The 23,449-nt window shown below is 64.4% G+C and carries 28 protein-coding genes and 1 tRNA gene; 7 read left to right on the top strand and 22 right to left on the bottom strand.

From position 1 onward, the window contains the following. Nucleotides 1-9: 9 nt before the first annotated feature. From ACNI3R_RS07705 to ACNI3R_RS07680, 6 genes are all read left to right on the top strand, one after another. Nucleotides 10-2,118: a class I SAM-dependent methyltransferase gene (locus tag ACNI3R_RS07705; RefSeq protein ID WP_426181572.1), complete on the top strand. Its 2,109-nt coding sequence runs from the start codon at nucleotides 10-12 to the stop codon at nucleotides 2,116-2,118. A gap of 5 nt (nucleotides 2,119-2,123) precedes the next feature. Next, the gene (locus ACNI3R_RS07700; protein ID WP_426181570.1) at nucleotides 2,124-3,134 is read left to right on the top strand and encodes a KpsF/GutQ family sugar-phosphate isomerase; all 1,011 of its coding nucleotides are present in this window, start codon (nucleotides 2,124-2,126) and stop codon (nucleotides 3,132-3,134) included. Between the two features lie 56 nt (nucleotides 3,135-3,190). After that, the gene (gene radC, locus ACNI3R_RS07695) at nucleotides 3,191-3,886 is read left to right on the top strand and encodes a RadC family protein (RefSeq protein WP_426181567.1); all 696 of its coding nucleotides are present in this window, start codon (nucleotides 3,191-3,193) and stop codon (nucleotides 3,884-3,886) included. A gap of 76 nt (nucleotides 3,887-3,962) precedes the next feature. Next, nucleotides 3,963-5,261 (top strand): adenylosuccinate lyase, encoded by a 1,299-nt coding sequence (purB, locus tag ACNI3R_RS07690; protein ID WP_426181565.1) that lies wholly within the window; start codon nucleotides 3,963-3,965, stop codon nucleotides 5,259-5,261. 96 nt (nucleotides 5,262-5,357) lie between these two features. Further along, complete coding sequence (locus ACNI3R_RS07685) at nucleotides 5,358-6,353, top strand: glycosyltransferase family 2 protein (RefSeq protein ID WP_426181562.1); 996 nt, start codon at nucleotides 5,358-5,360, stop codon at nucleotides 6,351-6,353. Beyond that, nucleotides 6,350-7,222 (top strand): sulfotransferase domain-containing protein, encoded by an 873-nt coding sequence (locus ACNI3R_RS07680; protein ID WP_426181560.1) that lies wholly within the window; start codon nucleotides 6,350-6,352, stop codon nucleotides 7,220-7,222. Before ACNI3R_RS07685 ends, ACNI3R_RS07680 begins: the two co-directional genes overlap by 4 nt. A 2-nt stretch (nucleotides 7,223-7,224) precedes the next feature. Here the strand turns inward: ACNI3R_RS07680 and proC are convergent, their stop codons facing one another. From proC to ACNI3R_RS07650, 6 genes are all read right to left on the bottom strand, one after another. Beyond that, on the bottom strand, nucleotides 7,225-8,031 hold the full coding sequence (gene proC, locus ACNI3R_RS07675; RefSeq protein ID WP_426181558.1) for a pyrroline-5-carboxylate reductase: 807 nt from the start codon (nucleotides 8,029-8,031) through the stop codon (nucleotides 7,225-7,227). A 4-nt stretch (nucleotides 8,032-8,035) separates the two neighbouring features. Beyond that, nucleotides 8,036-8,548: a type III secretion system chaperone family protein gene (locus ACNI3R_RS07670; RefSeq protein WP_426181555.1), complete on the bottom strand. Its 513-nt coding sequence runs from the start codon at nucleotides 8,546-8,548 to the stop codon at nucleotides 8,036-8,038. Between the two features lie 95 nt (nucleotides 8,549-8,643). Further along, a complete protein-coding gene (locus tag ACNI3R_RS07665) occupies nucleotides 8,644-8,901 on the bottom strand; it encodes an accessory factor UbiK family protein (protein WP_426181552.1) in 258 nt (85 codons plus the stop codon). 33 nt (nucleotides 8,902-8,934) lie between these two features. Next, nucleotides 8,935-9,492 (bottom strand): TspO/MBR family protein, encoded by a 558-nt coding sequence (locus tag ACNI3R_RS07660; RefSeq protein ID WP_426181550.1) that lies wholly within the window; start codon nucleotides 9,490-9,492, stop codon nucleotides 8,935-8,937. After that, complete coding sequence (locus tag ACNI3R_RS07655; protein WP_426181547.1) at nucleotides 9,485-10,240, bottom strand: TlyA family RNA methyltransferase; 756 nt, start codon at nucleotides 10,238-10,240, stop codon at nucleotides 9,485-9,487. The genes ACNI3R_RS07660 and ACNI3R_RS07655 overlap by 8 nt, the downstream gene beginning before the upstream one ends. Before the next feature lie 38 nt (nucleotides 10,241-10,278). Continuing rightward, nucleotides 10,279-10,354 (bottom strand) — tRNA-Val (locus tag ACNI3R_RS07650). Between the two features lie 230 nt (nucleotides 10,355-10,584). On the opposite strand from ACNI3R_RS07650, the gene ACNI3R_RS07645 reads away from it, so the two are divergent. Further along, entirely contained in the window at nucleotides 10,585-11,784 is a 1,200-nt protein-coding gene (locus ACNI3R_RS07645; RefSeq protein WP_426181545.1) for a hypothetical protein, read from the top strand. A 93-nt stretch (nucleotides 11,785-11,877) separates the two neighbouring features. Here ACNI3R_RS07645 and ACNI3R_RS07640 read toward each other — a convergent pair whose 3' ends face one another. The 16 genes from ACNI3R_RS07640 to ACNI3R_RS07565 all read right to left on the bottom strand — a co-directional run bounded on the left by ACNI3R_RS07640 (nucleotide 11,878) and on the right by ACNI3R_RS07565 (nucleotide 23,337). Further along, the gene (locus tag ACNI3R_RS07640; protein ID WP_426181542.1) at nucleotides 11,878-13,113 is read right to left on the bottom strand and encodes a phage head spike fiber domain-containing protein; all 1,236 of its coding nucleotides are present in this window, start codon (nucleotides 13,111-13,113) and stop codon (nucleotides 11,878-11,880) included. An 81-nt stretch (nucleotides 13,114-13,194) separates the two neighbouring features. Continuing rightward, complete coding sequence (locus ACNI3R_RS07635; RefSeq protein ID WP_426181539.1) at nucleotides 13,195-13,605, bottom strand: hypothetical protein; 411 nt, start codon at nucleotides 13,603-13,605, stop codon at nucleotides 13,195-13,197. Next, the gene (locus tag ACNI3R_RS07630) at nucleotides 13,602-13,769 is read right to left on the bottom strand and encodes a hypothetical protein (protein ID WP_426181536.1); all 168 of its coding nucleotides are present in this window, start codon (nucleotides 13,767-13,769) and stop codon (nucleotides 13,602-13,604) included. Before ACNI3R_RS07630 ends, ACNI3R_RS07635 begins: the two co-directional genes overlap by 4 nt. Continuing rightward, on the bottom strand, nucleotides 13,766-14,251 hold the full coding sequence (locus ACNI3R_RS07625) for a TIGR02594 family protein (RefSeq protein WP_426181533.1): 486 nt from the start codon (nucleotides 14,249-14,251) through the stop codon (nucleotides 13,766-13,768). Before ACNI3R_RS07625 ends, ACNI3R_RS07630 begins: the two co-directional genes overlap by 4 nt. Nucleotides 14,252-14,290: 39 nt before the next feature. Further along, nucleotides 14,291-14,629, bottom strand: a complete 339-nt coding sequence (locus ACNI3R_RS07620; protein ID WP_426181530.1) for a hypothetical protein — start codon at nucleotides 14,627-14,629, stop codon at nucleotides 14,291-14,293. Between the two features lies 1 nt (nucleotide 14,630). Then, nucleotides 14,631-15,020 carry a hypothetical protein gene (locus ACNI3R_RS07615; protein ID WP_426181527.1) on the bottom strand — a complete coding sequence of 130 codons (390 nt, stop codon included), beginning with the start codon at nucleotides 15,018-15,020 and terminating at the stop codon, nucleotides 14,631-14,633. Further along, nucleotides 15,020-15,595 (bottom strand): hypothetical protein, encoded by a 576-nt coding sequence (locus ACNI3R_RS07610; protein WP_426181524.1) that lies wholly within the window; start codon nucleotides 15,593-15,595, stop codon nucleotides 15,020-15,022. Before ACNI3R_RS07610 ends, ACNI3R_RS07615 begins: the two co-directional genes overlap by 1 nt. A 38-nt stretch (nucleotides 15,596-15,633) precedes the next feature. Next, nucleotides 15,634-16,890 (bottom strand): hypothetical protein, encoded by a 1,257-nt coding sequence (locus tag ACNI3R_RS07605; RefSeq protein WP_426181521.1) that lies wholly within the window; start codon nucleotides 16,888-16,890, stop codon nucleotides 15,634-15,636. Nucleotides 16,891-17,283: 393 nt separating this feature from the next. Then, on the bottom strand, nucleotides 17,284-17,511 hold the full coding sequence (locus ACNI3R_RS07600; protein ID WP_426181519.1) for a hypothetical protein: 228 nt from the start codon (nucleotides 17,509-17,511) through the stop codon (nucleotides 17,284-17,286). Continuing rightward, nucleotides 17,508-18,935 (bottom strand): hypothetical protein, encoded by a 1,428-nt coding sequence (locus tag ACNI3R_RS07595; RefSeq protein WP_426181516.1) that lies wholly within the window; start codon nucleotides 18,933-18,935, stop codon nucleotides 17,508-17,510. The genes ACNI3R_RS07600 and ACNI3R_RS07595 overlap by 4 nt, the downstream gene beginning before the upstream one ends. A 3-nt stretch (nucleotides 18,936-18,938) precedes the next feature. Then, complete coding sequence (locus ACNI3R_RS07590) at nucleotides 18,939-19,643, bottom strand: phage adaptor protein (protein ID WP_426181513.1); 705 nt, start codon at nucleotides 19,641-19,643, stop codon at nucleotides 18,939-18,941. A 70-nt stretch (nucleotides 19,644-19,713) separates the two neighbouring features. Beyond that, nucleotides 19,714-20,961 (bottom strand): P22 phage major capsid protein family protein, encoded by a 1,248-nt coding sequence (locus tag ACNI3R_RS07585; RefSeq protein ID WP_426181511.1) that lies wholly within the window; start codon nucleotides 20,959-20,961, stop codon nucleotides 19,714-19,716. Between the two features lie 12 nt (nucleotides 20,962-20,973). Continuing rightward, on the bottom strand, nucleotides 20,974-21,861 hold the full coding sequence (locus tag ACNI3R_RS07580; protein ID WP_426181509.1) for a hypothetical protein: 888 nt from the start codon (nucleotides 21,859-21,861) through the stop codon (nucleotides 20,974-20,976). 161 nt (nucleotides 21,862-22,022) lie between these two features. Then, a complete protein-coding gene (locus ACNI3R_RS07575) occupies nucleotides 22,023-22,460 on the bottom strand; it encodes a hypothetical protein (protein ID WP_426181506.1) in 438 nt (145 codons plus the stop codon). Between the two features lie 174 nt (nucleotides 22,461-22,634). Then, nucleotides 22,635-23,027: a hypothetical protein gene (locus ACNI3R_RS07570; RefSeq protein WP_426181503.1), complete on the bottom strand. Its 393-nt coding sequence runs from the start codon at nucleotides 23,025-23,027 to the stop codon at nucleotides 22,635-22,637. Nucleotides 23,028-23,070: 43 nt separating this feature from the next. Further along, entirely contained in the window at nucleotides 23,071-23,337 is a 267-nt protein-coding gene (locus tag ACNI3R_RS07565) for a hypothetical protein (protein WP_426181500.1), read from the bottom strand. Between the last annotated feature and the right edge of the window lie 112 nt (nucleotides 23,338-23,449).

Genomic DNA, 23,449 nt, shown 5'->3' with positions numbered 1-23,449 from the left:
GAGACGAGCATGAATGCCCCCGTTCACGGCTTCGACATCGCCGATGTCCATGCGATCGATGCCCATGGCCATCTCATCCGCTACTTCGGCCAGGGCGCCGGATGGCGCTTCGCGACGCTTCTCGAAAAGGAGCCCGAGACGATCGAATGGATCGACAGTTTCGAGCCGGGAGATCTCTTCTGGGACATCGGCGCGAATATCGGCATCTATTCGATCTACGCGGCGGCCCGGGCCATCCGGACATTTTCGTTCGAGCCGCACTTCGCCAATTATGGTCAGCTCTGCGCCACCATCGCGCTGAACGATGTCCAGCATCTCGTCACCCCGCTGTGCCTCGCCTTCGCCAGCGGCAAGTCGGTCAGCGAGATGAACCTCGCCAGCCTCGATGTCGGAACATCGATGAGCAATTTCGGGGCCGCGCTCGATTTCCGGGGCAATGCCTTCAATCCCGCCTTTCGCCAGGGCATGGTCGGCTATGACATCGACAGCTTTGTCGCCGACTTCGGGATGGAGGTTCCGACCCACATCAAGATCGATGTCGACGGGATCGAACTCGCGATCGTCGAAGGCGCACGCCGCACCCTGGCGGATCCGCGTGTGCGCTCGGTCTCGATCGAACTGATCGACAGTGACGAGCGTCAGGTGGCCGCCGTGACCGAGATATTGGAGAGCGCCGGCCTGCGCTTCGTCCATAAGAGACAGAACGCCGCCTTCGCCACGCCCGAAACGCGGGACGTGCTCAACTTCCTTTTTCACCGCGACCCCGAAGCCTATCGGGCCCGCGCCTTGCCTACCGCATCGCCAGATCCGGCCGAGTCCGAAGATGCGTTGGTTACGACCGATCAGATCATCGACGGGATCGTTGCCCGCATCGCCTCCGCCGATCTCGACGACGACCCATGCGGCAACATCTACGTCCAGGATCTGCTGCCCGCATCGGTCTATCGTGAACTGCTATCGCGACTGCCCGACGACGGCGTGCTGGACCCGATCGAGCATCCCGATGCCATAGACGAGTACGGCCAGGTGACCCGCCTGCTGCTCGACCTCACGCACGAGACGCTGTGGCGGCTTCCCGAAGATGACCAGCCCTTCTGGGAGGCGATGATCGAGGTGTTCACATCGCCGCGCATCGCCGCCGCGATTACCGCCAAATTCGGCGGAACGCTGGCCGATCGTTTCGACGGCCAGATTCCCGAGTTGGTGGCCGTCCCGATCCTCTATCGCGACAAGCCCGGCTACCGCATCGGCATTCACCCGGACGCGGCCACCAAGGTGGCAACGCTCCAATTCTACCTGCCGCAGGACGAGAGCCAGTCCCACCTCGGCACCGTCTTCCACCGCCGGTCGGGCGAGGCATTCGAGCGCCTGAAACAAAATGCCTTTCTGCCCAACAGCGGCTATGCCTTCGTCCGCACCGAAGAGAGCTGGCACAGCGTCGATCGCCTGGGTGCCGAAGAGCGGGATCGCAACACGATCGCGCTCACCTTCTACATCAAGGGTCAGGAATATCGGTCACAGCCCTGCGCAACCGGTCCCGTGCGCTGGTCGGCACATTATACGCCGCAGTTCAGCCGAGCGATTCAGTCGCTGACGGCCGGTTTCGAACGCCGCGACGATGTCGCGTCCCTCTTCGCGGAAAACGGCGTCGGCGTCGAACTCGGGGTCGCGGCAGGCGATTTTTCGGAGCGGTTGCTGCGCTTCCCGCACATCGCGCATCTGTACAGCATCGACATGTGGGCCGGCGACCGTGGCCATGGGATCGACCAGTATCGCGAAGCGGTGATGCGGCTCGATCCCTATCGGGAGCGCAACAGCGTCCTGAAGATGCGCTTCGACGAGGCGCTTCCGCTCTTCCCGGACGGTTCGCTCGATTTCATCTATGTCGATGGCTATGCCCATGATGGACAGCTCAATGGAGCCACCTTCCGCGACTGGTTCCCGAAGCTGAAGCCCGGCGGTGTCTTTTCCGGCGACGACTACTCCCCCGAATGGCCGCTGGTCGTGGAGGCCGTGAATGCTTTCTGCGCCGAGCAGGGGCTGGAACTGCATGTGATCGACTGCCAGGAGGATAGCTGGAACTCGCGCTATCCGACCTGGTTCGCGATCAAGCCCTGACGCACATGGCATCCTTGCCCCGACAGATATTGGCCGCGCCGCAGAGGCACGCCCAAACGGCGGCGATCCTGGCGAGCGGGCGGCAGGTGATCGACCTCGAGGCACGGTCGCTGTTCCAGCTGCGTGATGCGCTGGACGAGACGTTCGCCAATGCCGTGTCGCTGATCCTTGCGACCCGGGGACGCGTGGTCGTCAGCGGCATGGGCAAGTCGGGGCATGTCGCGCGAAAGATGGCGGCGACCTTCGCCTCGACCGGCACCCCTGCCATCTTCGTCCATCCCGGCGAGGCGGCGCACGGCGATCTCGGCATGCTCCTGGCCGGAGACCTGCTGATCGCGCTGTCCAATTCCGGTGCCACGCCGGAGTTGCGGCCGATCACCGACTATGCGCGCGACATCGGCTGTCCGATCGTCGCGATCAGCGCGCAGCGGCATTCGCCGCTCGCCCAAGGCGCGACCGTCCCGATCATCCTGCCGCCGGTCAGGGAGAGCTGCCCGGTCAACATCTCCCCGACCACCTCGACCACCCTCATGCTCGCGCTCGGCGACGCGCTCGCGGTCGCGGCGATGGAACAGCGCGGCATCACCCGCGAACAGCTCGAACGGCTGCATCCGGGCGGTTCGATCGGGCTGCGTCTTCTGCCGGTGAACGAGATCATGCATGGCGGCGAACGGCTGCCTCTCGTGGGGGCAACGACGCCGATGCGCGATGCGATCGTCGTCATGACCGAGAAAAGCCTGGGCATTGCCGGGGTCGTCGATACTGATGGGCGCTTGGTTGGAACGATCACCGATGGCGACCTGCGGCGCAATGTGGACCGCCTGTTCACCAGTCGCGCTGCCGACGTGATGACGCGCGGCCCCAAGACCGTGCCCGACGGCACCTATGCGGAGGATGCGCTGTCGATCCTGACGACCAACAAGATCACCGCCTTGTTCGTCATGGATCATGTCGATCCCGATCGCCCCGTCGGACTGGTCCACATCCATGATTTCCATAGGCTGGGGATGGTCTGACGTCGACTGCACGCCACGGGCTGGCGGCGGCGGAGATTTGCGCTAGCCTGTCGCGGATGGACCGACCGACGACCGATCCCGCCACCGATGCGAGCGGCCACCGCGCGCGGCTGCGCAAGCGGCTGATCGAGGGTGGCCCCGATGCCCTGCTCGACCATGAGCTGGTCGAATATCTGCTGGCGCTGACGATCCCGCGTGTCGACACCAAGCCCACCGCCCGGAAATTGCTCGACGAATTCGGGGGTCTCGGCCCGCTGCTGTCGGCCGACGCCGAATCGCTGCGCCGGGCGGACGTCAGCGATGCAGCCATAGCAGGCATCAAGATCGCCGAAGCCGCCGCCCTGCGCCTGCTTCGCAGCGAGGTGAAGGATCGCCCGATCCTGTCCGACTGGCAGGCACTGGCCAACTATCTCCATGCCGACATGGCGCACCGCATGGTCGAGCGCGTGCGCGTCCTGCACCTCAATACCAAGAATGTCCTCATCCGCGACGAGCTGGTATCGGAAGGGTCGGTCGACCAGGCGGCCGTGCATGTGCGCGAAATCATCCGCCGCGCGCTGGAGCTTGGCTCGGCGGCGCTGATCATCGTCCACAACCATCCCTCGGGCGATCCGGAGCCGAGCCGGCAGGACATCGCCCTGACCCAGGAACTGGTCGCGGCGGCCCGTCCGCTTGGGATCAGCATCCATGACCATATCGTCGTCGGCACCAGAGGGCAGACGAGCCTCCGGAGCCGTGGCCTGATGGGATAGAGCCGCCACGCGATTGCCGCCTGCGGCGCCCTCTGCTAGGCGCGCCCGCATATCGGCACTCGAACAAGGACAGGCTATGATCCCGCGCTATTCCCGCCCAGAGATGGTCAAGATCTGGGAACCGGAAACCCGCTTCCAGATCTGGTTCGAGATCGAGGCCCACGCCACCGACGCGCTCGCCGAGCTGGGCGTGGTGCCGAAGGACGCCGCCAAGGCGATCTGGGAGAAGGGCAGCTTCGACGTCGCCCGCATCGATGAGATCGAGGCCGAGGTGAAGCATGACGTCATCGCCTTCCTGACCAGTGTCGCCGAACATGTCGGCGAGCCCGCCCGCTTCATGCACCAGGGCATGACCTCGTCCGACGTGCTCGACACCTGCCTGGCAGTCCAGCTGGCGCGCGCATCCGACATCCTGATCGCCGATCTCGACAAGCTGCTCGAGGTGCTCAAGCGCCGCGCGATCGAGCATAAGATGACCCCGACGATCGGCCGCAGCCACGGCATCCACGCCGAGCCGGTCACCTTCGGCCTCAAGCTCGCCCAGGCCTATGCCGAATTCGCGCGCAATCGCGAGCGCCTGATCGCCGCGCGCGCCGATGTCGCGACATGCGCCATTTCGGGCGCGGTCGGCACCTTCGCCAATATCGACCCGCGCGTCGAAGCCTATGTCGCGGAGAAGATGGGCCTGACCGTCGAGCCGGTCTCGACCCAGGTCATCCCGCGCGACCGCCATGCGATGTATTTCGCGACGCTGGGCGTGATCGCCTCGTCGGTCGAGCGGCTTGCGATCGAGGTCCGCCATCTCCAGCGCACCGAAGTGCTCGAGGCAGAGGAATATTTCTCGCCGGGGCAGAAGGGCTCGTCGGCGATGCCGCACAAGCGCAATCCGGTGCTGACCGAAAATCTGACCGGCCTCGCCCGCATGGTTCGCGGCTATGTGACGCCAGCACTCGAAAATGTCGCGCTGTGGCACGAGCGCGACATCAGCCACAGCTCGGTCGAGCGGATGATCGGCCCCGACGCGACGGTGACGCTCGACTTCGCCCTCGCGCGGCTGACCGGGGTGATCGACAAGCTGCTCGTCTATCCGGCGCGGATGCAGAAGAATCTGGACCGTATGGGCGGCCTCGTCCACTCGCAGCGCGTTCTGCTTGCGCTGACCCAGGCGGGGATCAGCCGCGAGGATGCCTATCGCATCGTCCAGCGCAACGCGATGAAGGTATGGGAGTCGGACGGCGCCCTGTCGCTTCTCGAACTGCTCAAGGCCGACGAGCAGGTGACGGCCGCGCTGTCGCCGACCGAGTTGGAAGAGAAGTTCGACCTCGATTATCATTTCAAGCACGTCGACACGATCTTCTCGCGCGTCTTCGGTTGAACCCGATCGAGCGATTGTCATGAATGGGATTGCCGGGCATCTGTTCGGCAATCCCCGCTCATACCGAGCGGTGATGGCATAGGGGACCGCCGAGCCATGCCGGTCGCACCGATCCTGGTGCTCATCGTCAACTATCGCACTGCCGCGCTGACGCTGCAGGCGCTCGAAGCGCTGCTGCCCGAGGTCCGCGCGCGGGGTGATGTGGAGATCTGCATCGTCGATAATGGCTCGGGCGACGGATCTGCAACGGAATTGGCTGGGGGAATCGCAAGGCTGGGCGCCGGAGACTGCTGCCGGCTGCTCGCGCTGCCCGGCAATGGAGGCTTCGCTGCGGGCAACAATGCGGGCCTGCTGGACTACAGGGAGCGCGCCACCAACGGCGCACTCCCGCGCCTCACCTGGCTGCTGAATCCCGACACGATTGCGCAACCCGGCGCTTCGACGGTGCTGGCCGACTTTCTCGACGGTCATCCGGGCGCGGGCCTCGCCGGTGGCCGCTGCCACCGCCCCGACGGGTCGATCCGCCACAGCGCCTTCCGCTTCCACAGCCCGTTGAGCGAGTTTCTGTGCGAACTCGACTTCGGGCCGCTGCGGAGCCATTTCTCGCGCTATGACGTGGCGCTGCCGCTGTCCGATGAACCGTTCCGGGCGGAGTGGCTGTCAGGCTCGAACCTGATGATCCGTGACACGGTGTTTGAGGCGATCGGCCTCTTCGACAGCGGCTATTTCCTCTATTTCGAAGAGACCGATTTCTGCGCGCGCGCGGCCGATGCCGGCTTCGAGGCCTGGCATGTCCCCGACAGCGCGATCGTCCATCTCGGCGGTCAGGCGACCGGCTTCACCGAAGAGCGCCCGAAGCGCCGCCCCCGCTACTGGTTCGCCTCGCGCGCGCGCTTCTTCCTGCGCCGCCATGGCGTGGCCAAGACCCATCTCGCCAATCTGCTGTGGCTGATCGCCCACCCGCTCGGCCGCCTGATCGCCGCCATGCGCGGACGCCCGCGCCATGATCCACCGCGGCTCTGGCTCGACTTTCTGACCTATCATTATGGCCCCGGCGGCCTGATGTATCGGTCGCGCGGGGTGTCGGCTTGACCGACGCCGGGCTGCCCCATTTCCTGATCATCGGCGCTATGAAGGCCGCGACGAGCACGCTGCAGGCGCAGCTCGCTGCCCAGCCCGGCATCTTCATGTCCACACCGAAGGAACCCAATTTCTTCAGCGACGACGAGCAATGGCTGCGGGGAATCGACTGGTATAGCAGCCTCTTCACGGCAGCGCCCGCCGACGCGGTCCGGGGCGAAGCCAGCACCCACTACACCAAGCTGCCCGATCTGCCGCTGGCGGTGCCCCGCGCCCGGGAAACACTCGCCGCGCCGCGCCTGATCTACCTCATGCGCCATCCGATTGAACGGCTTATCTCGCACTACAGCCATCTCTGGCTGGAAAATGGCGTGGCGGAACCGATCGAGCAGGCGATTGCGCGACGTCCCGAACTCGTCGATTATGGTCGCTATGCCATGCAGCTGCGCCCGTGGATCGCCGCCTTCGGCAAGCAGGCGATCCTGCCGATGTTCGCCGAGCGACTGGCCACACAACCGCAACAGGAACTGGAGCGCGCCGCCGCCTTCATCGGCCATCGGGGACCGGTCGCCTGGCGAGCCGATCTGGCGTCGCGCAACGCATCGGGCCAGCGCCTGCGCGACGATCCCCTGCGCGACCGGATCATCGATCAACCGCTGCTGGCCGCTATCCGCCGGACAATGATCCCACAGGCCGTCCGCGATCGCGTCAAGCGGCTCTGGCAGATGCCCGCCCGTCCCGTCCTGTCAGCCGAAACGCGCGCCAGCCTCGCCCAAATCTTCGATCCGGACCTCGCTTCATTGGGAGAGATGCTGGGCTGCCGCCTCGATTGCGCCAATTTCGTCGACTCCGTGCAGGAAAAGCCGCTCGACTGGGCCTGACGTCAGGCCTTGCGCGCCGCCGCCGCCAGTTCGGCGTTGCGGCGGGCCGATGCCGCCAGCGTGTCGCGAAGAAGGGACTTCAACCGGTCATCGGCGTCGAGGACGTTGAGCCCTTCGCGTGTGCTGCCGCCGGGGCTGGCGACGCGGTCCGCGAGCACGTCCGGCCCTTCATCGGACGTGGCGGCGAGCAGGCCGGATCCCTTCACCGTCGCGGTAGCAAGCCGCAACGCCTGATCCGCAGGCAGGCCCAGCGCCTCGCCCGCCTGTGCCATCGCCTCGATGAAACGGAACAGGAAGCCGGGTCCGCAACCCGACAAAGCGGTGACGGCGTCGAACAGCCCCTCGTCGTCGATCCATTCTACCAGCCCGAGCGGCGCCACGAGCGCGGCCGCTTCGTCGCGCACATCCTGCGGCGCATCGGCCGAATAGAGCGCGGTCACCCCTTCACCGATCGAAACGGGAAGGTTGGGCATGGCCCTTACGGTCGATGCCGCGCCAAAGCCATCGCTCAGCGTGCGCGTCTCGACGCCCGCGAGGATCGACAACAACAAACGCGGCGAACGCTGCCTGCTAGCGAAGCTCGGCGTAACGGCATCCAGCTGCTGCGGCTTGACCGCGAGCACGAGAATGTCGGGACCGTCTCCGTCGGCGGGCAGCGTACGGAGCAGATCGACACCGTCCGGCACGTCCGCAACGAACGGATCGATCACGCTGATCTTGCCGTCAAACCCGGCCGCCAGCCAACCGCGCAACATCGCACCGCCCATATTGCCGGCACCGACGAGCCAGAGGCTCTTGCCCCCCGCCATGGCCTCAGGCCTCGCCCTGGGTATCGATCATCGCCGCAGCGATCGCTTCCTGCGGCGTCTTGTCGCTCCACAGCACGAACTGGAACACCGGGTAGAAGCGCTCGCATTCGTCGATGCCCGCTTCGATCAGCGTCTCTGCCTGGTCCAGGCCCAGCGTGGCATCGCCCGACTGGCTGTCAAGCAGCGCGGCATGGCGAAACAGCACCATCGACGAGCTTGTCCACATCTCGAAATGGCCGAGCCACAGCTGCTCGTTGATCAGCCCCATCGTCTCGTACATCGCACCACGCTTGTCGGCGGTGACGCGAATATCGGGCAAGACGAGGAACTGCAGGACGCGATCTTCCTCGCGCCACACGGCGCGCAGCTCATACTGCGCCCAGCTCCCTTGGAACTGCGCGACGATTTCTTCGTCCCCCGCGCGCTGATATTCCCATCCCCGCGCGGAGAAATAATGTTCGAGCATATCGATCGGCGCGCTTGCGTCTCGCGCGGACTCGAAATCATCGACGTCCATCAGGGGCTATACTCCGTTGCCCACCAGAGGGTCACTCCGTGGCTCGGAATGCCATGCAATTCAACCCGCAAGGGCCATAAAGCTGTGGATAGCTGTCAGGGCTTCGCCATGCCGGCCGCCGCTTCCAGCGCCGCGATGCGGGCCTTGAGCTCTTCGGCTTCGTCGCGGGCGGCGGCGGCCATCGCCTTCACCGCTTCGAATTCCTCGCGGCTGACGAAGTCCATCCCCGCGATCCACTCGCGCGTGCGCTCCTTGAAAGCGGACTCGGCTTCGCGGCCAACACCGGCCAGCGTCCCCGCCGCGCCGTTCATCAGCTTGACGAAATCGTCGAAGAGGCGGTTTTCGGACTGCATGATCAATTCCTCGTCAAGCCGCGCTGGGCGGCGTCACTCTATGACTATCTGGGTGGTGCCGCCATTGGAAACAAGGGCGCCGCCACTCGGATTGAGTTCATGGATCTGCCAGTTGAGCATACCGGCGAAGATCAGCCAGGCGAGATACGGGAGCATCAATATCCCTGCAACCGGCCGAATCCGCCAGAAAAGCCAGGTCGCGGCGGACGCCCAAAGGAAGATGAAAAGGATCAGCCCGAAGGCCAGCATGATCCTGTGCATGGCGAAAAACACCGGCGACCAGGCCAGATTGAGTCCCAGCTGGATCAGGAACAGCGTGACCGCAACGCCGCGGCCCTTCGCGCCACGGGCATTGAGGATCATCGATAAGGCAACGCCCATCAGGATATAGAGGATCGTCCAGGCCAGGCCGAACGCCCAGCCGGGTGGCATCAGCGCCGGCTTTTCCAGCATGTCGTACCATGGATTGCCCATGCCCGCTCCCGAGCCGCGGCCGGACACCGTACCCAGCAGCACGATCGCAGGCACCGTCACCAACGCCCAGCGTATCCAGGACATCCGCAACTGGCCCGCCGATGCGATCTCACCCATCACTCTGCTCCTCGCCGGCGCGAACCGCGCCGATCAGAAATTCGACATTGCCTTCGGGGCCGGTGATCGGGCTGCGCTCGATTCCCTCCACGGCCCAGCCTTGCGTCTCTATCCACGCCCGGACCTCGGCACAAACGCGCTCATGCACGGTGCCATCCCTGATCACCCCGCCCTTGCCCACTTCTTCGCGGCCGGCCTCGAACTGCGGCTTGATCAGCGCCACCAACCGACCGCCGGTCCGCACGAACGACAAGGCCGCAGGCAGGACCTTGGCGAGCGAAATGAAGCTGGCATCGCATACGACGATGTCGATCGGCTCGGGGATATGCCCGGGGCTCAGGTGCCGCGCATTTGTCTGCTCCAGCACCACCACACGCGGATCGGAGCGCAGTTTCCAGGCCAGCTGGTTCGTCCCGGAGTCGACAGCATAGACGCGCGACGCCCCGCCGGTGAGCAGCACATCGGTAAAGCCGCCCGTCGACGAGCCGACGTCGATGGCGACGGCGCCCTCCGGCGACCAGCCGAAATGGGAAAGGCCATGTGCCAGCTTGATCCCCCCGCGCGACACCCAGGGATGATCGCGTCCCCGCACCTCCAGCGGCGCATCGAGCTTCATCGCCTGCCCCGCCTTCTCAATCTTGCGCTCACCCGAAAAAACCAGCCCCGCCAGGATCATGGCCTGCGCCCGCGACCGGCTCTCGACGAGGCCGCGATCCACGAGCAATTGATCGGCGCGGGTGGTGGACAATCTGACCAAACCTGAGGAGAGGCGTCGCAACGCTGATCTGGTGGGCGGTGACGGGCTCGAACCGCCGACCCTCTCGGTGTAAACGAGATGCTCTACCAACTGAGCTAACCGCCCGAGGGGACTGCGTTTAGGGATTTTTTTCCGCTACGCAAGACGCGATTATGACGAAGTCTCAATTAGGGATTAAAACCTTCGACAAGCAGAGTTCGTAGGTGATGTCCGAAGCCCGTCGCGTATTGCCTTCGCTAGAATGGCACTCAAATCGCTTGCTCTCATTGACCAGCAACTTTAACCCACCTCGGCCTGGCCGGGGGTATTTAGATCTGATGGCCTCAGGAGCAACGATGGATCGCGCCAAACTGCGTAACTGCGCCATATTGGCAGCAGCGTTTTCGATCTTCGCTCTCCTCTTTCTTTACCCATGGGTTTCAGGCTGGAAAGCGCGATATGTGCGCTTCGGCGTTCCTGCCATCACTTATCCTGGCGCTGACTCGCGAACCATCCAGGTGGCCGCCTATTGCGGCAACCACGGCTTTTCCTACTCCACCCCAAATGATTGCTCACGGCAGGCAGCAATCGTAACGTCGATCTACCCCGAAGCACAGATTCCACCGCTCAACTATCCTTCGCTTTGGCCACGTCTTTATGGCGTTTTTGGCGATTTTTCGGAATCCTTTTTCCGCGTCTTCTGGACCGCCAACGCGCTGCTGTTCGTGGCCACCGTTGCACTGCTCTCCTGGCGCTACTCGGCGTTGACCTTCCCTCTCGCGATCTTCAGCCCGATCTCGCTGCTCGCAATAGAAAGAGGGAATATCGATGCTACCGTCTTTTTTGTGACCTTTGCACCCCTCGCCATTCTGCCGCTCGGTGCAAAACGATCTCTCGGGTTCCTCTTTGGCCTGTCGACGGCATTAAAGCTTTACCCGGTCTTCTCGCTGATGGCTCTACTGCATCCCCAAAAGCCGTGGCTCGACAGACGCCTTCTCCAAGGCCTTGCTATTGCCGCTCCATTGATCTTGTTTTCGTTCACCGAGATGCCCGAGATGGTCGCAAGAACGACTCAGGCGTTCTCGACCGCCTACGGGCTGATGTCTGCCCGCTTCGCTCCACATCTCGGCTCCTATGCAAACTGGTCCTATGGGGCAATACTGGCCTATTCGGCGATCTGGCTGGTCGCGATCATCAAGCTGCCGTCAAAGCTCAAGTCGTGCGCCAGCTTCTCGGACGATATGGGAAATCTGGATGAAAGGGCCGCGACCATAGCACTCGTTTCCTTGTGCATCTTTCTGGGAACCTTTTTGGTTTTCACCAACTGGGCTTACCGCCTGATCTTCTTGATCCCGGCCTTCATTGTGATGGCAGGTAGGTTACGTAGCCCGGTGCCGAGAGTGATTTGTGCCAATATACTCTTCGTGTTTTGGATTCCGATCGTCCCTCATGGCTGGTTCTTTGAGAATATTGGCTGCTACTCCCTCGCTTTGCTTAGCTCGATATTAGCGATCGCAATGTGGTCCTACAAGCGGGCCAAGGCGAGCCAACTCTAATGCACACTGGTGGAATGCTTGGGCCACTCGGGACGCGGCCCATATAGCTCTGCCACCGGCATTAATCATTCCGCAGAAAATTTACATGCCACTCTAGGCATAGATGAATTTGGCTATATGTGCATTGATCGAGAATCCCGGACTCCTGTACTGTCCAAGTCTAATTGTATTGAAAGATTCCGTTCCCGATATTGACCCGAATCGAGTACCCATAGCCCTAAATTGGACGAGATAACTGTCCAGATCGTAGGTGATCGATACTTCAACGGGTTCAGCAGTTTTTGGCAAGCTAGAGACATTCGCGACAACGCTGGAATATGCCTTGGCGAAGAAGTTTAATGTTGTTGGCGAAGAGCGATAGATCTCGACAGAATTATCGCCTAATCCGTCGTCAATACAGACGATTTCTCCGTTTGCGCCCCGCGGAAATTCACTGATGGTTTTAATGTAGCCATGTCCCTTTGCTAGCAGCGCAGCAGCACAGATCGGAGGTACGACCGCCAAATCCATCATCCGCGTCGCCGCCCCACTGGTGGTCGGAATGTAGGACGTCGCAAAGCCCCCTGCCTCAAGCTGTTCGCCCCACAGATGCAGTCCGGACGCTCCATCGCCAGCATATGTATCTCCTCCGTCGGCCGTCGCGCAGGACAAGGAAACCGCCACCGCTCCGGCCGTGGCGGTGAAGCTCAGCGAGACCCGGAACCAGCCATTGCCAGCGGGCTCGATCGCGGCGATCGGCGCACCGGTTCCGGAGACACTGCCCATCCCCCCCGTAGAAAGGTTGCAATAAGCGATCGCCAGGCCGCCGCAGGCCAGCTTTGCCCAGCTTCGGCCCGCCGCCTTCAGATAGACCGACCGCGTATAGGCGCCCGCGCTCAGCGTCGCGGTCTGGCTGAAACCATGGACGCCAGTCGTCCCATCTTCGACGATCCTCGCGGCGGTGGCGCTTCCCCCCGGCGTTAGCGCGGTGGTCGCGACAACCGAACAGCGCGTCTTCGTCCAGCTGGATGCGTCGAAATTCTCCGAATGCAGCAGCACATTGGTCCGCTGATCCTCGACCAGGAGACCGCGCGGACGCAGCGTCACCGGATCATGGCTGAAGCGGGGCTGGTGCGCGCCCACCGTCTCGACATGCCCGTTGGCGTTGATCCGGGTTGCGGGCGATGCGCGGGTGAAGCTGATCCGGCTGTCGAGCGCCGAAATCGTCGTGAAGTCAAAGTCGAGCAGCGCTCTCGGTCCGCCCCCGGCGGACAGCCCCAGCCCGCCGCCGAGATGCATATCGGGCAGTCGGAGTCTGGCGGGCAGCATCATGACATTGTCGTCGGTCATCGGTTGTCCTCTGCGATGGCGCGCCATGCTTCCGCAGTGGCGCGCTGGCGGATTGCGCATTCGGCATAGGAAAGAAGCAGGTCAGCCTCCCAGGCCGCCCGCTCGGGGTCGATCGCCGGCACCGGCGGCACCGTCCGGCACACGCTCGCCAGATTGGCCGGCAAGGGCGGCATTGGCCCGGGCGCGGACATCCTCGAGCAGGCGCAGCACGTCAGGCCGTACAGCGCAATCGGCAGGCAGCGGAGCTTCACGATAGACCTCCATGATGCGGGTGCGGACCTGCGGACGCTGGGTGTCCAGCACGCTGCGTTCGGCTTCGAATGTCTCGGACGCCCGGTCGAGCGCCCGCCGGGCCACCAGCCGGTCCTGAGCAGCGCGCGCCGCCGCCCGCGCCTCGGCCCGGTCAGCGATCAGGTCGCGGACGGACCAGCCGGCGCCGAAGGCGCTCACGACCAGAATGGCGGCGCCCGCCAACAGCAAGGGCGGGCTCATGCGGCGCCCTTCCCGCCGGGTGTCGGCAACAGCGCGGCGACAACGCCGGCCAGGATCGCCAACCAGCTATAGGGGCTCGGCAGCGCCGCGGCGGCGGTCACGGCAGCGCCGATCGCCACCCATGTGGTGCGTTCGCGCAGGCGGCAGCGGAGATAGCCGATCATGCTTCATGCTCCGACGGTCGGTCCGCTCCATCCGGGCCAGGCACCAGCGGGCTTGGCAGCGGCACCGTGCCCGGCCAGCGACAGCCCAGCATGCGGTTGCGCGCGAATTTCGCCTCGCACACGCGGTCGCCCTGATTGCCGCCTATCCCCCACAAAAAGCCGGGCGATGCGCGCGTGACGAAGAAGACATGCCCGCCACCGGGCCGTTCGAGGACGCACAGCGCACCATAGGTCGGCGCACAAGGCACGCCCCAGTCGAGCCAGGCCCGTGCCCGATACCAATGCCGGGGCAGCGGCAGGCCTGCCGTCTTCAGGACATGCGCGACGAAGGTCCCGCACCACGGCGTCTCGTCATCGCTCCACCACGCCTTGAGCCGGCTCAGCCAGCCGACGATCGACGCATTGTGGCGCGGCCCCGGAATCTCGCGCACGCCGATCAGGGACAGGGCGTGCGCCATCCAGGCCAAAGCAGACTCCGGCATGCGACCTCCGATATTCTGGGAATTTAGGGAAAGTGACGGTCAGGCCTCGGCGGCGAAGGTCGCGCCGCAGAGGGTCCGCGCCTGGCGGAGCGCGGGCGAGTCCGGCGCCCTGGCCCCCAGATCCGACAGGGTCAGCCGCAGCACCAGCTCATTCCTGTCGCAGCGCTGTTCAAGTCGCGCGGCCTTTTCGGCACAGGTCGCGTTCTCCCGTTCCAGCTTGTCGATCCGTTCCAGCGCCTGCCGGAGCAGATCGGAGGCGAGATCGCCTGCGTCCTTCCGCCGGGTGACCATGGCGGGTACGAGATAGCCGAGTGCCGCGCTCAGCAGCGTGTTGCCGCCCAGCAAGGGGATCAACCAGTCAGGCTGTGACGCGACCATCTCAGGCGATCCTGTTGAAGCCGATGACGATCGTGCTCGATGTCGCAGTCGCGCCATTCGCATCGGTCACCTCGCAGCGCGCGGTCGTGCTCTGATATTCGCCGACCACCATATCGCTCCACTGGACCCGCGCACGCTCGCTCTCGGCGTCGAGAAGCACCGTCTTGTTGACGCCGTTCTGGCGGCTCCAGCGATAGCGATAGGGCGGCGATCCGCCCGATCCGTTCGCGTCGAAATAGCGAAAGCCGCCTCCCGGCAGGACATCGCTGGTGCCGGACGCTGTCGACACGTCGACCGGAACGGAACCGCCGATCACCGATGCGCTGGCACTAAGCGGTGGCGACGGCGGCGGGGTGGTCCGGGCGACAAGCATCTGCAGCAGGCCCGCCATCACGACACCCCTGCGCCAGCGATCACCCACTCGTCGGTGCCGATCTTGATGACGGTGCACAGGCCGCGCGCGCTCAGCGTGCGGCTTCCGGTCGATGTCGACCCGGCGAGGCGCAGCGTAACGCCCGCCGCGCCCGAGATGGTCCGGCTACCCGAGGCATTGTTGTAGATCGAAACCGCGTCACCAAGCGAGAAAGCCACCGCTGCATTGGTCGGCAGGGTGACATCCCCCGCCGACAGCGAGAGCAACTGCCCCACATCGCTCAGCGACAGCGTCTGGCTCGATGCGGCCGTGCGCAGCGGGACGTTGCGATAGCCGATCCTGCGCGCGGTCCCGCCCGGATCCTTGATCGTCGAATCCGCGCCAAGATCGCTGATGGCGCCCGTCATGGCGCCCCCGCTCTTCGGCAACAGCGCCGCGATCGGCCCGTCCCGCCACGCGGCGATCTGCGCCATCATCTCGCGCAGAGCATCGTTGAGGCCTGCGGCCGGGCAGCCTTCGGCAATGTTGATCCCGCCGATGTCGCTATTGTTGGCGGCGACGACATCGAAGGCCGCCACGTTTGACTTGGGCATGATGCCTCCTTCTCATTGGGGATGCGGAGCGCGGCAGGCTACCAGCCGAAACTGCCGCTCAGCTTGCTGGCACCTGCCGTGCCCAAACCACCGCCGAAACTGCTCGCAAAGCTGCCGGCGGCGGACCCGAGCAACTGACCGATGCCGGGGCTGCTCGTTTTGGTCACGGTGTTGTAGCCGTTCGAAGCCTCGCGGATCTGCCCGTTGAGCGCCGCCGTGCCGACATAGGGAATGTCCGCCGCGCTGTTCAGCAACGACAGCGCCGGAGCGATGCCACTGTAATCCGCATTGCGCAGTTCGCCGGTCAGCCCCAGCGCCTGCAGCATCTGCGCGACATTGCTGCTGCCCGCCGCGTCGGACGCTTTCGCGGCCTCCAGCGCACGATCCTGTTGCTGCCCATAGTGACCGGCCAGAGACTGGGCAGCGCCCAGACGATTCTGCGCGTCGGCCCGCGCGGCTTCCAGGGCGCGGTTCTGCGCCGCATCGTAGTTGCTCGACAATTGCCCGGTCGCGGCCCCCATCCGGTCGCGCTCGCCGCCCCAGGCCGCGTCGGACTGGCCTGCCGCCTGCAATTGGCGGTTCGCCGCGTCATTGTAGTTCTGGTAGCGAAGCTGGCCTTCGCTCTCTGCCAGGTTGCGCGAAACCACATCAGCAAAGGCAGAGGATATCCCGCTACCCATGCCCCGCGCGCCGAACATTCGGTTGGCCTGCCGCGCGACATTGGCGTTGCTCTGCTCGATCACGCTGTCGAGATAGGGATTGCCTCGCAAAGCCTCGGGCGCCAGCATCGAGGCATAATAGCCGGCCGACGGCTGCGCGTTCAGATAGCCGCCCTCCGCCGTCCGCCGCGCATAGGCATCGCCGGGATTGGGCCCGCCAGATGCGATAGCAGCAGCCACCGGGCTGCCGGTCGCCATCCGCGACAGCATCCCGCGCGACGGATCGACCGCTTGGCCCACCGCGCCGACCGGGATCTTGGCGGGCATGTCGCCGGTCCCGCCGCGCCCGCCGGCTCCGGCCATCAGCTGGTCATAGACAGGCTGGCCCGATCGAACCGTGCGTCGTCCCTCGAAAATGTCGCGGGCGGCGGACTGGGCGGCGCCAACATAGGGGTTGGGCGTCTCGAAGGCGGTCTTGGCGACGTCCAGAAAGGCGTCCTGCGCCGTCCTCGACATCTCCTGCAGGCGCGGCTGATTGGCATCGAAGACGCTCTGCGTCTGCTTCATCCCGTTCAGGATATAGGGCTGTGCCGGCGCCCAGGGTTCGGTCTTCTGCTTGCTCTTGCTGCTGCCCATGATGCTTGTCCTCGGTCAGGGGTTTGCGGAGAATGACGGCGGTCTGGCGATAGTCGGGCAACACCCGCTTCCACCCGGCCCGTCCGACAATCTCCATCGCTACGCAGCCATGCTCGCGCGCGGCCGCTTCGATGGTCTTCAGGAAATGGAGCCATGATCGGCGCCCGGTCCCACCGGTCAGCCAGATCTCGCAGATCGCTCCCTCCAGGGTGCGCCTGATCCGCGTCACCACCGCCACGCGCGGCACGCCGTCGGTCGCGATCCATAGCTGCGCCCGTCCCTGCCGGATTTCGGCCTGCACTTCGTCGGGCCGATGATCGCCACCCCGCCGGATCGCCGGCAGCAGCAGGTCGCACACCTCGTCCCAGCGATCGGCTTGAACACAGCCGAACCTCATGCCGTATCTCCCATCGCGTCGAGCCACTGGCCTTCCTCGCTGTTCCACCAGACCGGACGCTTGAGCGTGCGGTCGTAGAAGAGCTGCCCGTCGGTCGGGCTCGGCGGCCGTTCGCCGCTGGTGCCGACACCCGTCAGCCGCCGGATCAGCATGTTGACCGCGTCGCGTGCCTTGCGGTTCCACTCGAGCTGGCTGCGCTCCTGCTCCTTGATCAACAGCGTCACGGGCGCCCTCCCGCTGCGAAATCGACGTCATAGCCCTGCGCATAGGTCCAGGCGGTCGCAGCCGGGATCGACAGCTTCACCGAACAGAAGCCGCAGCTGCGGCGCATCCGGTGGACGCCGGATGCCGTCCGCATCTCGTGGCTCGTCTCGTCCAGGCTGTCGCTCAGACCGTCGGCGCCCAGCAGGCCGATGGTCGTCAGGGGCGCATCGGTCAGCGGCCGAACCGAGCGTATCCGCGCCTTGCCGCCGGGTACGAACTCCTTGAGCCCGTCGACCAGCGTCGCCGCCATGTTCGGACCGCTCAACGTGCCGAGCCGGTGGCTGCCATCGAACAGCATCAGCAACGGATAACCACCACGCAGCATCGCGCTGTCGATCGACCAGCCTCCGGCATCGACGCTGCCATAAGCGGCGTCCAGCGCGTCGAGACTCACGCTCTGCGCCAGCGCCGGAAAGATCCGCTCGCTGGTGACGCTCGCGGTCGTCCAGCGCCTGAGCGCGAACTGGTAGAGATAGACCTGGGTCGCCGGGTTCGCGCTCGGTACTGACACGATGAAGGTCGACGAACGTGGATCGACCGCAGCCGACATCCGGTCGAGATAGGTTCGATCGAGCATCGATATGAAGGCGCGGTCGACCGTCTCGATCCCGATCGCCTCGACCATTACCCCGTCGCAGGCCATGAACCCCTTGTTCGACAGGAAGAAGCTCAGCTTGCCGTATGTCGCCAGGCTCCACGGAGCGATGCAGCCGATGTCGGTCGCGATCTCGTCGAACTGCCAGATCGCGTCGTCGGCGGTGTAGCTCATCCGAACGATCCGGTTCTCCTGGAAGATCAGCCCATATTCGCCGCCGACGATGCCGGTGATGTCGCCACCCGATGCCATCAGCTGAAAGCCGGCTTCGCCCGTCCCCGCCGTCCAGTTGGCAGGGTCGCCATTGTCCGACCAGGCGACCCGCAGCGCATCGTTCGCGGCATAGCCGGCAACGACGAAGCCGCGCACCACCGCCAGGAAGCGCGCTGTCGGCGCTCTGGCCGCAAGCGGCGTCATCGTGGTGGGGGCGGCCGGATCGAATGTCTGGATCGGATCCTGCCCGTTGGTGGCGAGCATCAGCCGGTTATAGGCGCAGAAGCGCACGCCCACGTCGGGCGAGGACGACAGGCCACTTTTGATCGCCACATGCCCCGCCGCGCCATAGCGATAGATGCTGCTGGCGGTGGCGGCGAAGACATGGACAGCGTCGCTTGTGCGATAGGCGCCGGCGCCCACGCATGGACCAGCCAGGGTCCCGCCGGGTGCCGCCGCGAAGGACGGCAGCGGCGCATAGCCATTGGCGATCGGTAAGACACCATGGGCACGGACGAGCCCGTCCTGCAGATGCGCGGGCTGGTCGGGTTTCCACTCCCCGAATATCTGCCGCATGGGTCAGCCCTCCCCGCTCAGGAAAGCGGTCTCGCCCCAGGAACCAGACACTGTTCGCGACAGCGGCAGGTCATGGGTCAGCACCGCATGGTCGGCGGGCGCCGGATAGAGTGCGACGATCCCGTCCACCGCCTGCGCGAACAGCGCCGCGAAGCTGGTCATCCGGGCGTCGTTCCATCCGAAGAGTTCGGCCTGCGCGAGCGCACCGTAAAGATAGGCGTTGCGGTGACTGGCCAGCACCCAGTTCGACACGGCCTCCGCCGACAGCGGCGGCACCCGCGAATAGCGCGTGAAGACCGCCTCCACCGGGACGATGGGCGCGGGCAGGAAACGCAATTGGCCGCCGCTCACCGCATAATGACTGGGCACCGCCTGATCGGCACCGACGCCCCACATCGCGCCGCGTTCGGCCAGTCGCCCGGCGGAAGTGAAACGCACCGTCCTTCGACGGCCATCGACATCGATCTCGATCGATACCGGCAGGATCGTCGCGCCATCGGGCAGGTCGACATATTCGCCGTCGATGGTGATCGTGCTGCGCTCGATCATCGGCCGGATCGCGGCGCCCTGCTGCAAGGCCGCGCCCAGCCGTGCGTTGAGTTCGTCCTCGCACAGCGCGATCAGATCGCTTTCGCGTCCTCCCAGGTCCGAACCGTCGAGCCAGGCCGACAGGGCCTCGATCAGCCCCGCATAGGATGTCAGCGCCATGATCTCGCTCCATGAAAAAGGGGCCGATCGACGACCGGCCCCTGTCAGTTTTTGCTTGTGGGACGAACGATCAGGCCATGCCGCTGATGCGCGTGGCAAGGCGCGGATCGATCGCCTTCAGCCCGTAGAGCACGTCGAGCCGCAGGGTGCTGACGTCCGACGACCCGTTATAGAAGGGGATCATGCGGACGCTGACGCCCTTGTAGCTCTCGCGCGCCACGTCGACCGCGCCGGGCGGCGACACCATCGGCACGATCGCCAGCGCAAAGGCATTTTTGTGGAAGGCCAGATTCTGCGCATAGCTCGCGCCGGCCGCGCCCAGGAAGGTCACCGCCTGGTTGTTCAGGTCGCCGGTCCCCACCACGTCGACATTCTTGAACGCGCCCGACCAGATGATCGCGGGATAGATCTGCACGTCGGTCTCGTTGCTCGTGCAGACCGCGTCCGCCACCACGGTGAACTGCTTCAGCCAGGGCAGCCGCGTCTTGGTCACCGGGTTGACCGCATAGACCCCGGCGATGGTGAACACCTCGCCCGCCTTCACCGTATCGCTCGCGGTGGCGAAGCCGTCCATGTGGATCGTCTGCACCATCATATCCTTGACGGCGGCATAGTCGATCGTCGCCGCCGTGATGCTCAGGTCGATCAGGATCGATCCGGCGCGGCTGCCGGTCGTCAGCGTCTGGACATTCTGCGACATGAAGGTGTCGACGCCGCCGATCCGGCCCAGGTCGCCCTTGCGATAGGCATCGTTTGCCGCCCCCTGGATATAGAGATTGGTCTGCGTGCCCAGCATGCCCCAATGATCGGCCGGCGACAGGATCGCGGTGCGCCCGTCCGACATCACCGCCTGTTCGTCCAGCCGCTGCGGGGCCGGCGCGAAGTCCTGGAAGCTGTTGATCAGCTGGCCGGGCGTCCCGACCCAGTTGGGTACCTTGGTGGCCAGCGCGAGCACGTCGCTGTCGATCCTGTTCGCCAGCTGCACCATCGCCGGCTTGATCACGCGCTCGGACAGATCCTTGATGTTGAGCGTCAGCTCCTGCGAGGTGAAGGCGAAGTCGACGCCCTTCTGCTGGTCGACGGTGATCGTGGTCGATCCCTCGACCACGTCCTGCACGGACGCGTTGCTGCCCGACCGCACCGTGAAGTCGGTCGGCCGCTTGATCGTCACGGTCGCGCCGGTCTGATAGCCATTGCGGCCATTGCCGAACTCGGACTCAAGCCCGCGGTGCACCCGCTTCGCCGCGACCAGTTCGTTCTCGAGGACCATCAACGCCTCCTTGGCGATGACGTCGATCGTCAAAATGCTGTTTGCCATGGTTCGGATTTCCTATTTCTGCTTGGCGCGCCAGGCCCGGTACTGGGACATGGACATGCGCGAGGGATCGGAGGGGCCGCTGCCGGCAGCGCCGCCGACTTCGGCCGCCGGTCGAAAGGCGCCCCGGTTGGCGGCGCGCTGCCGCTCCAGCTGCTGGGCGCCCAGAAGGGCCAGGTTGAGCACGCGCATCTCGGCTGGCGACGCATGGCCGAGATGGGTGTCGGGTATGCCGAGGGCGACGGCGAAGCCCTCGAGCATCTGGCGGCGCTGCGGAGACCAGTCGCAGATCTCGCGCGCCATCATCGCGTCCGTCTCCGCCCGCGTCCTGGCAGCGTCCTGCTGTTCGCGGAGGGATTTCGCTTCATTGTGCTGGCCCAGCAGATGGTGAAGCGCCATCTGTTCCTGGGCCATGTCGCCGACCATGGCGCGAAGTTCGGCCAGATCGGGATCGTCCGGATCGACGCTCGACCAGTCATGTTGCGCGAGCTCGTCGAGTTGCTGCTCGATCTCGTGCAACCGCTGGCTCGCCTGAAACTCTTCGGCGGTCATCGCGTGCACCTGCTCGAGCGCCTCGCGATCCGCCGCCAGCGCCCGCCGTTGCTCGGCCAGCGCCATCGTCTTGCGGGTGTAATCGGCCTGCCGCAGCAGCGCATCCTTCAGCGGCGCCGGCACCTCATAGACGCGGCCCTCATATTCGACCTGCGCGATCGCGTCCGCGTCATCGTCGAAGCTGTCATCCTCGGAAGAGCCCTCGTCGCCGCCTTCATCCGGCTCATCGGGCCAATGGTCCATGTCTTCCGAAAGCTCGCCAGCCTCCGCCGGATCATCGCCGGCTTCGAACATCTCCGGACGCACGTCTTCGTCGCCGGCCTGGCCGGACGTCATCTCATCATCAATCATGTGAACTCCCCGAATGAAATCAGGCGAAAGGGGCAAGCTGCAGTGCTGGGCAAGGCAAGCGCCAGCAAGTCGGGCCAAGCGAGCGCATCCGCCCGCGGCCCGCTAAAATTCTATCGAACAGGCAAAAGGAGCGAAGCCGCTTACCCCAAGCTTTGCGAATCCTAGCCGAAAACCTTACGGATCACTCTGTCGAAGAGCTTGCGCAGCGGGCCCTTGTTCAGCTCATATTGCTTCCAGAACTCCTCCTTCTCGCGCAGCAGGAGTTCGGCAATGGCTTCTCCGCTCATCCCGGCGGCGGCGTCGCCCAATCCGGATCGGGCAGCCCCGCGCTGCATCAACAGGTCGAAGTCCTCATATATCTCGCCGGTCGGCTCGAAATGGAAGGTCAGGTCGCCATGATCCACCGCGATGACCTTCTCACCGCGCGCCGTGTAGAAGCGCATCTCCGGCACCTCCGCGCACCAATGCTCGAAATATATAGCGGCCTCTGCAACCGTAGCCCAGACTTCCAGATCGCCAGGCAGGCTCTCGTCGATCAGGCTGCCTTCGTTGGAAACGAAGAGCGAAGCGTCAAAATCTGCCCCTAAAGCCTGCGCCATGGACCGAAACCCTGCGATTGAGCGTTCTCTTTTTGTATTTGCGAGACAGGGGCCCTGTCCAGAGAGCGGCCACAACTAAGCCGTAAACTCATAAAGGCGGCCTGTCGGCTTTCGACCCACTTCTCGTCGTTCGAGCCCCCGTCGCGGTTTCCCAAAAACGGACGCGAGTAGCTGTCATCGCGACCAATGCGTGCGCGGCTCTTGCAGAGCGAGCGCAATGGTCTTTTCGTCTCGCTCCTCGATGTCAATTACATGCTTGGCCGAGAAGGGTAGCTCAGTTCCAAGCCAAAATTCGTCGTTCTCAGCAATAGCATCGGGTTCGTTATCAAGTATTCCGAGATAGCCGTGCGGTGTCCGCTCTCGAACAATAACCCACATGCGCTCTGCGGAGACATTCTCGTCATCATTGTCGACACTGATGCGGAAGATGAGCTTAGCAAGATCACCAGCTTCCAGACCTTCTCGCTTTCCTCGCTCTGGTATCCAGAAGGTGTCGGGTGCTTCGGCATGGCGGGCCTCTCCATCCTCAAGGCACCACCCGTCGATCTCGAAATCAGGCTCACGCATGAGACCAGCTTAGCCCCTCGACTGACGCCTGCAATAGCGGACGTTAGCGGTGCTTGAAAGTCCAACTTCGATCTTTGCCTGGCTCGCCGTTGAAAAAGTAAGTAATTACGTCAATCGCACCTTCTGGGTAAACCACAAGTTCGCATTCGTTGATGAAGTCGATTTGCATCGTGTCGCCGATTGTCGAGGCATCCCAAACGAGCGTCAGTTTGTCGCCGGGCTCGAGCTCAAAGCACTCAGGCCAAGGCTCGACGGAGACATAGATCGGGCCATCCTTACTGTTTGTGAAAGTCTGCTGAGTGCGCGCCATCGGGGCAGGATAGCTCCTCAATGAGTCGGAAGCCAGTGGCAGCTAACCACCCCATTTCGGTCGCACTGAAGCCAAGTGCGGGACTTCGAAACCTGCACTTCCGAAAGCGACC

It is taken from the genome of Rhizorhabdus antheiae, from assembly GCF_049889055.1.
Classification (GTDB): domain Bacteria; phylum Pseudomonadota; class Alphaproteobacteria; order Sphingomonadales; family Sphingomonadaceae; genus Rhizorhabdus.
The sequence above is the reverse complement of the archived record's forward strand: the minus strand, read 5'-3'. Positions and strand labels throughout refer to the sequence as shown.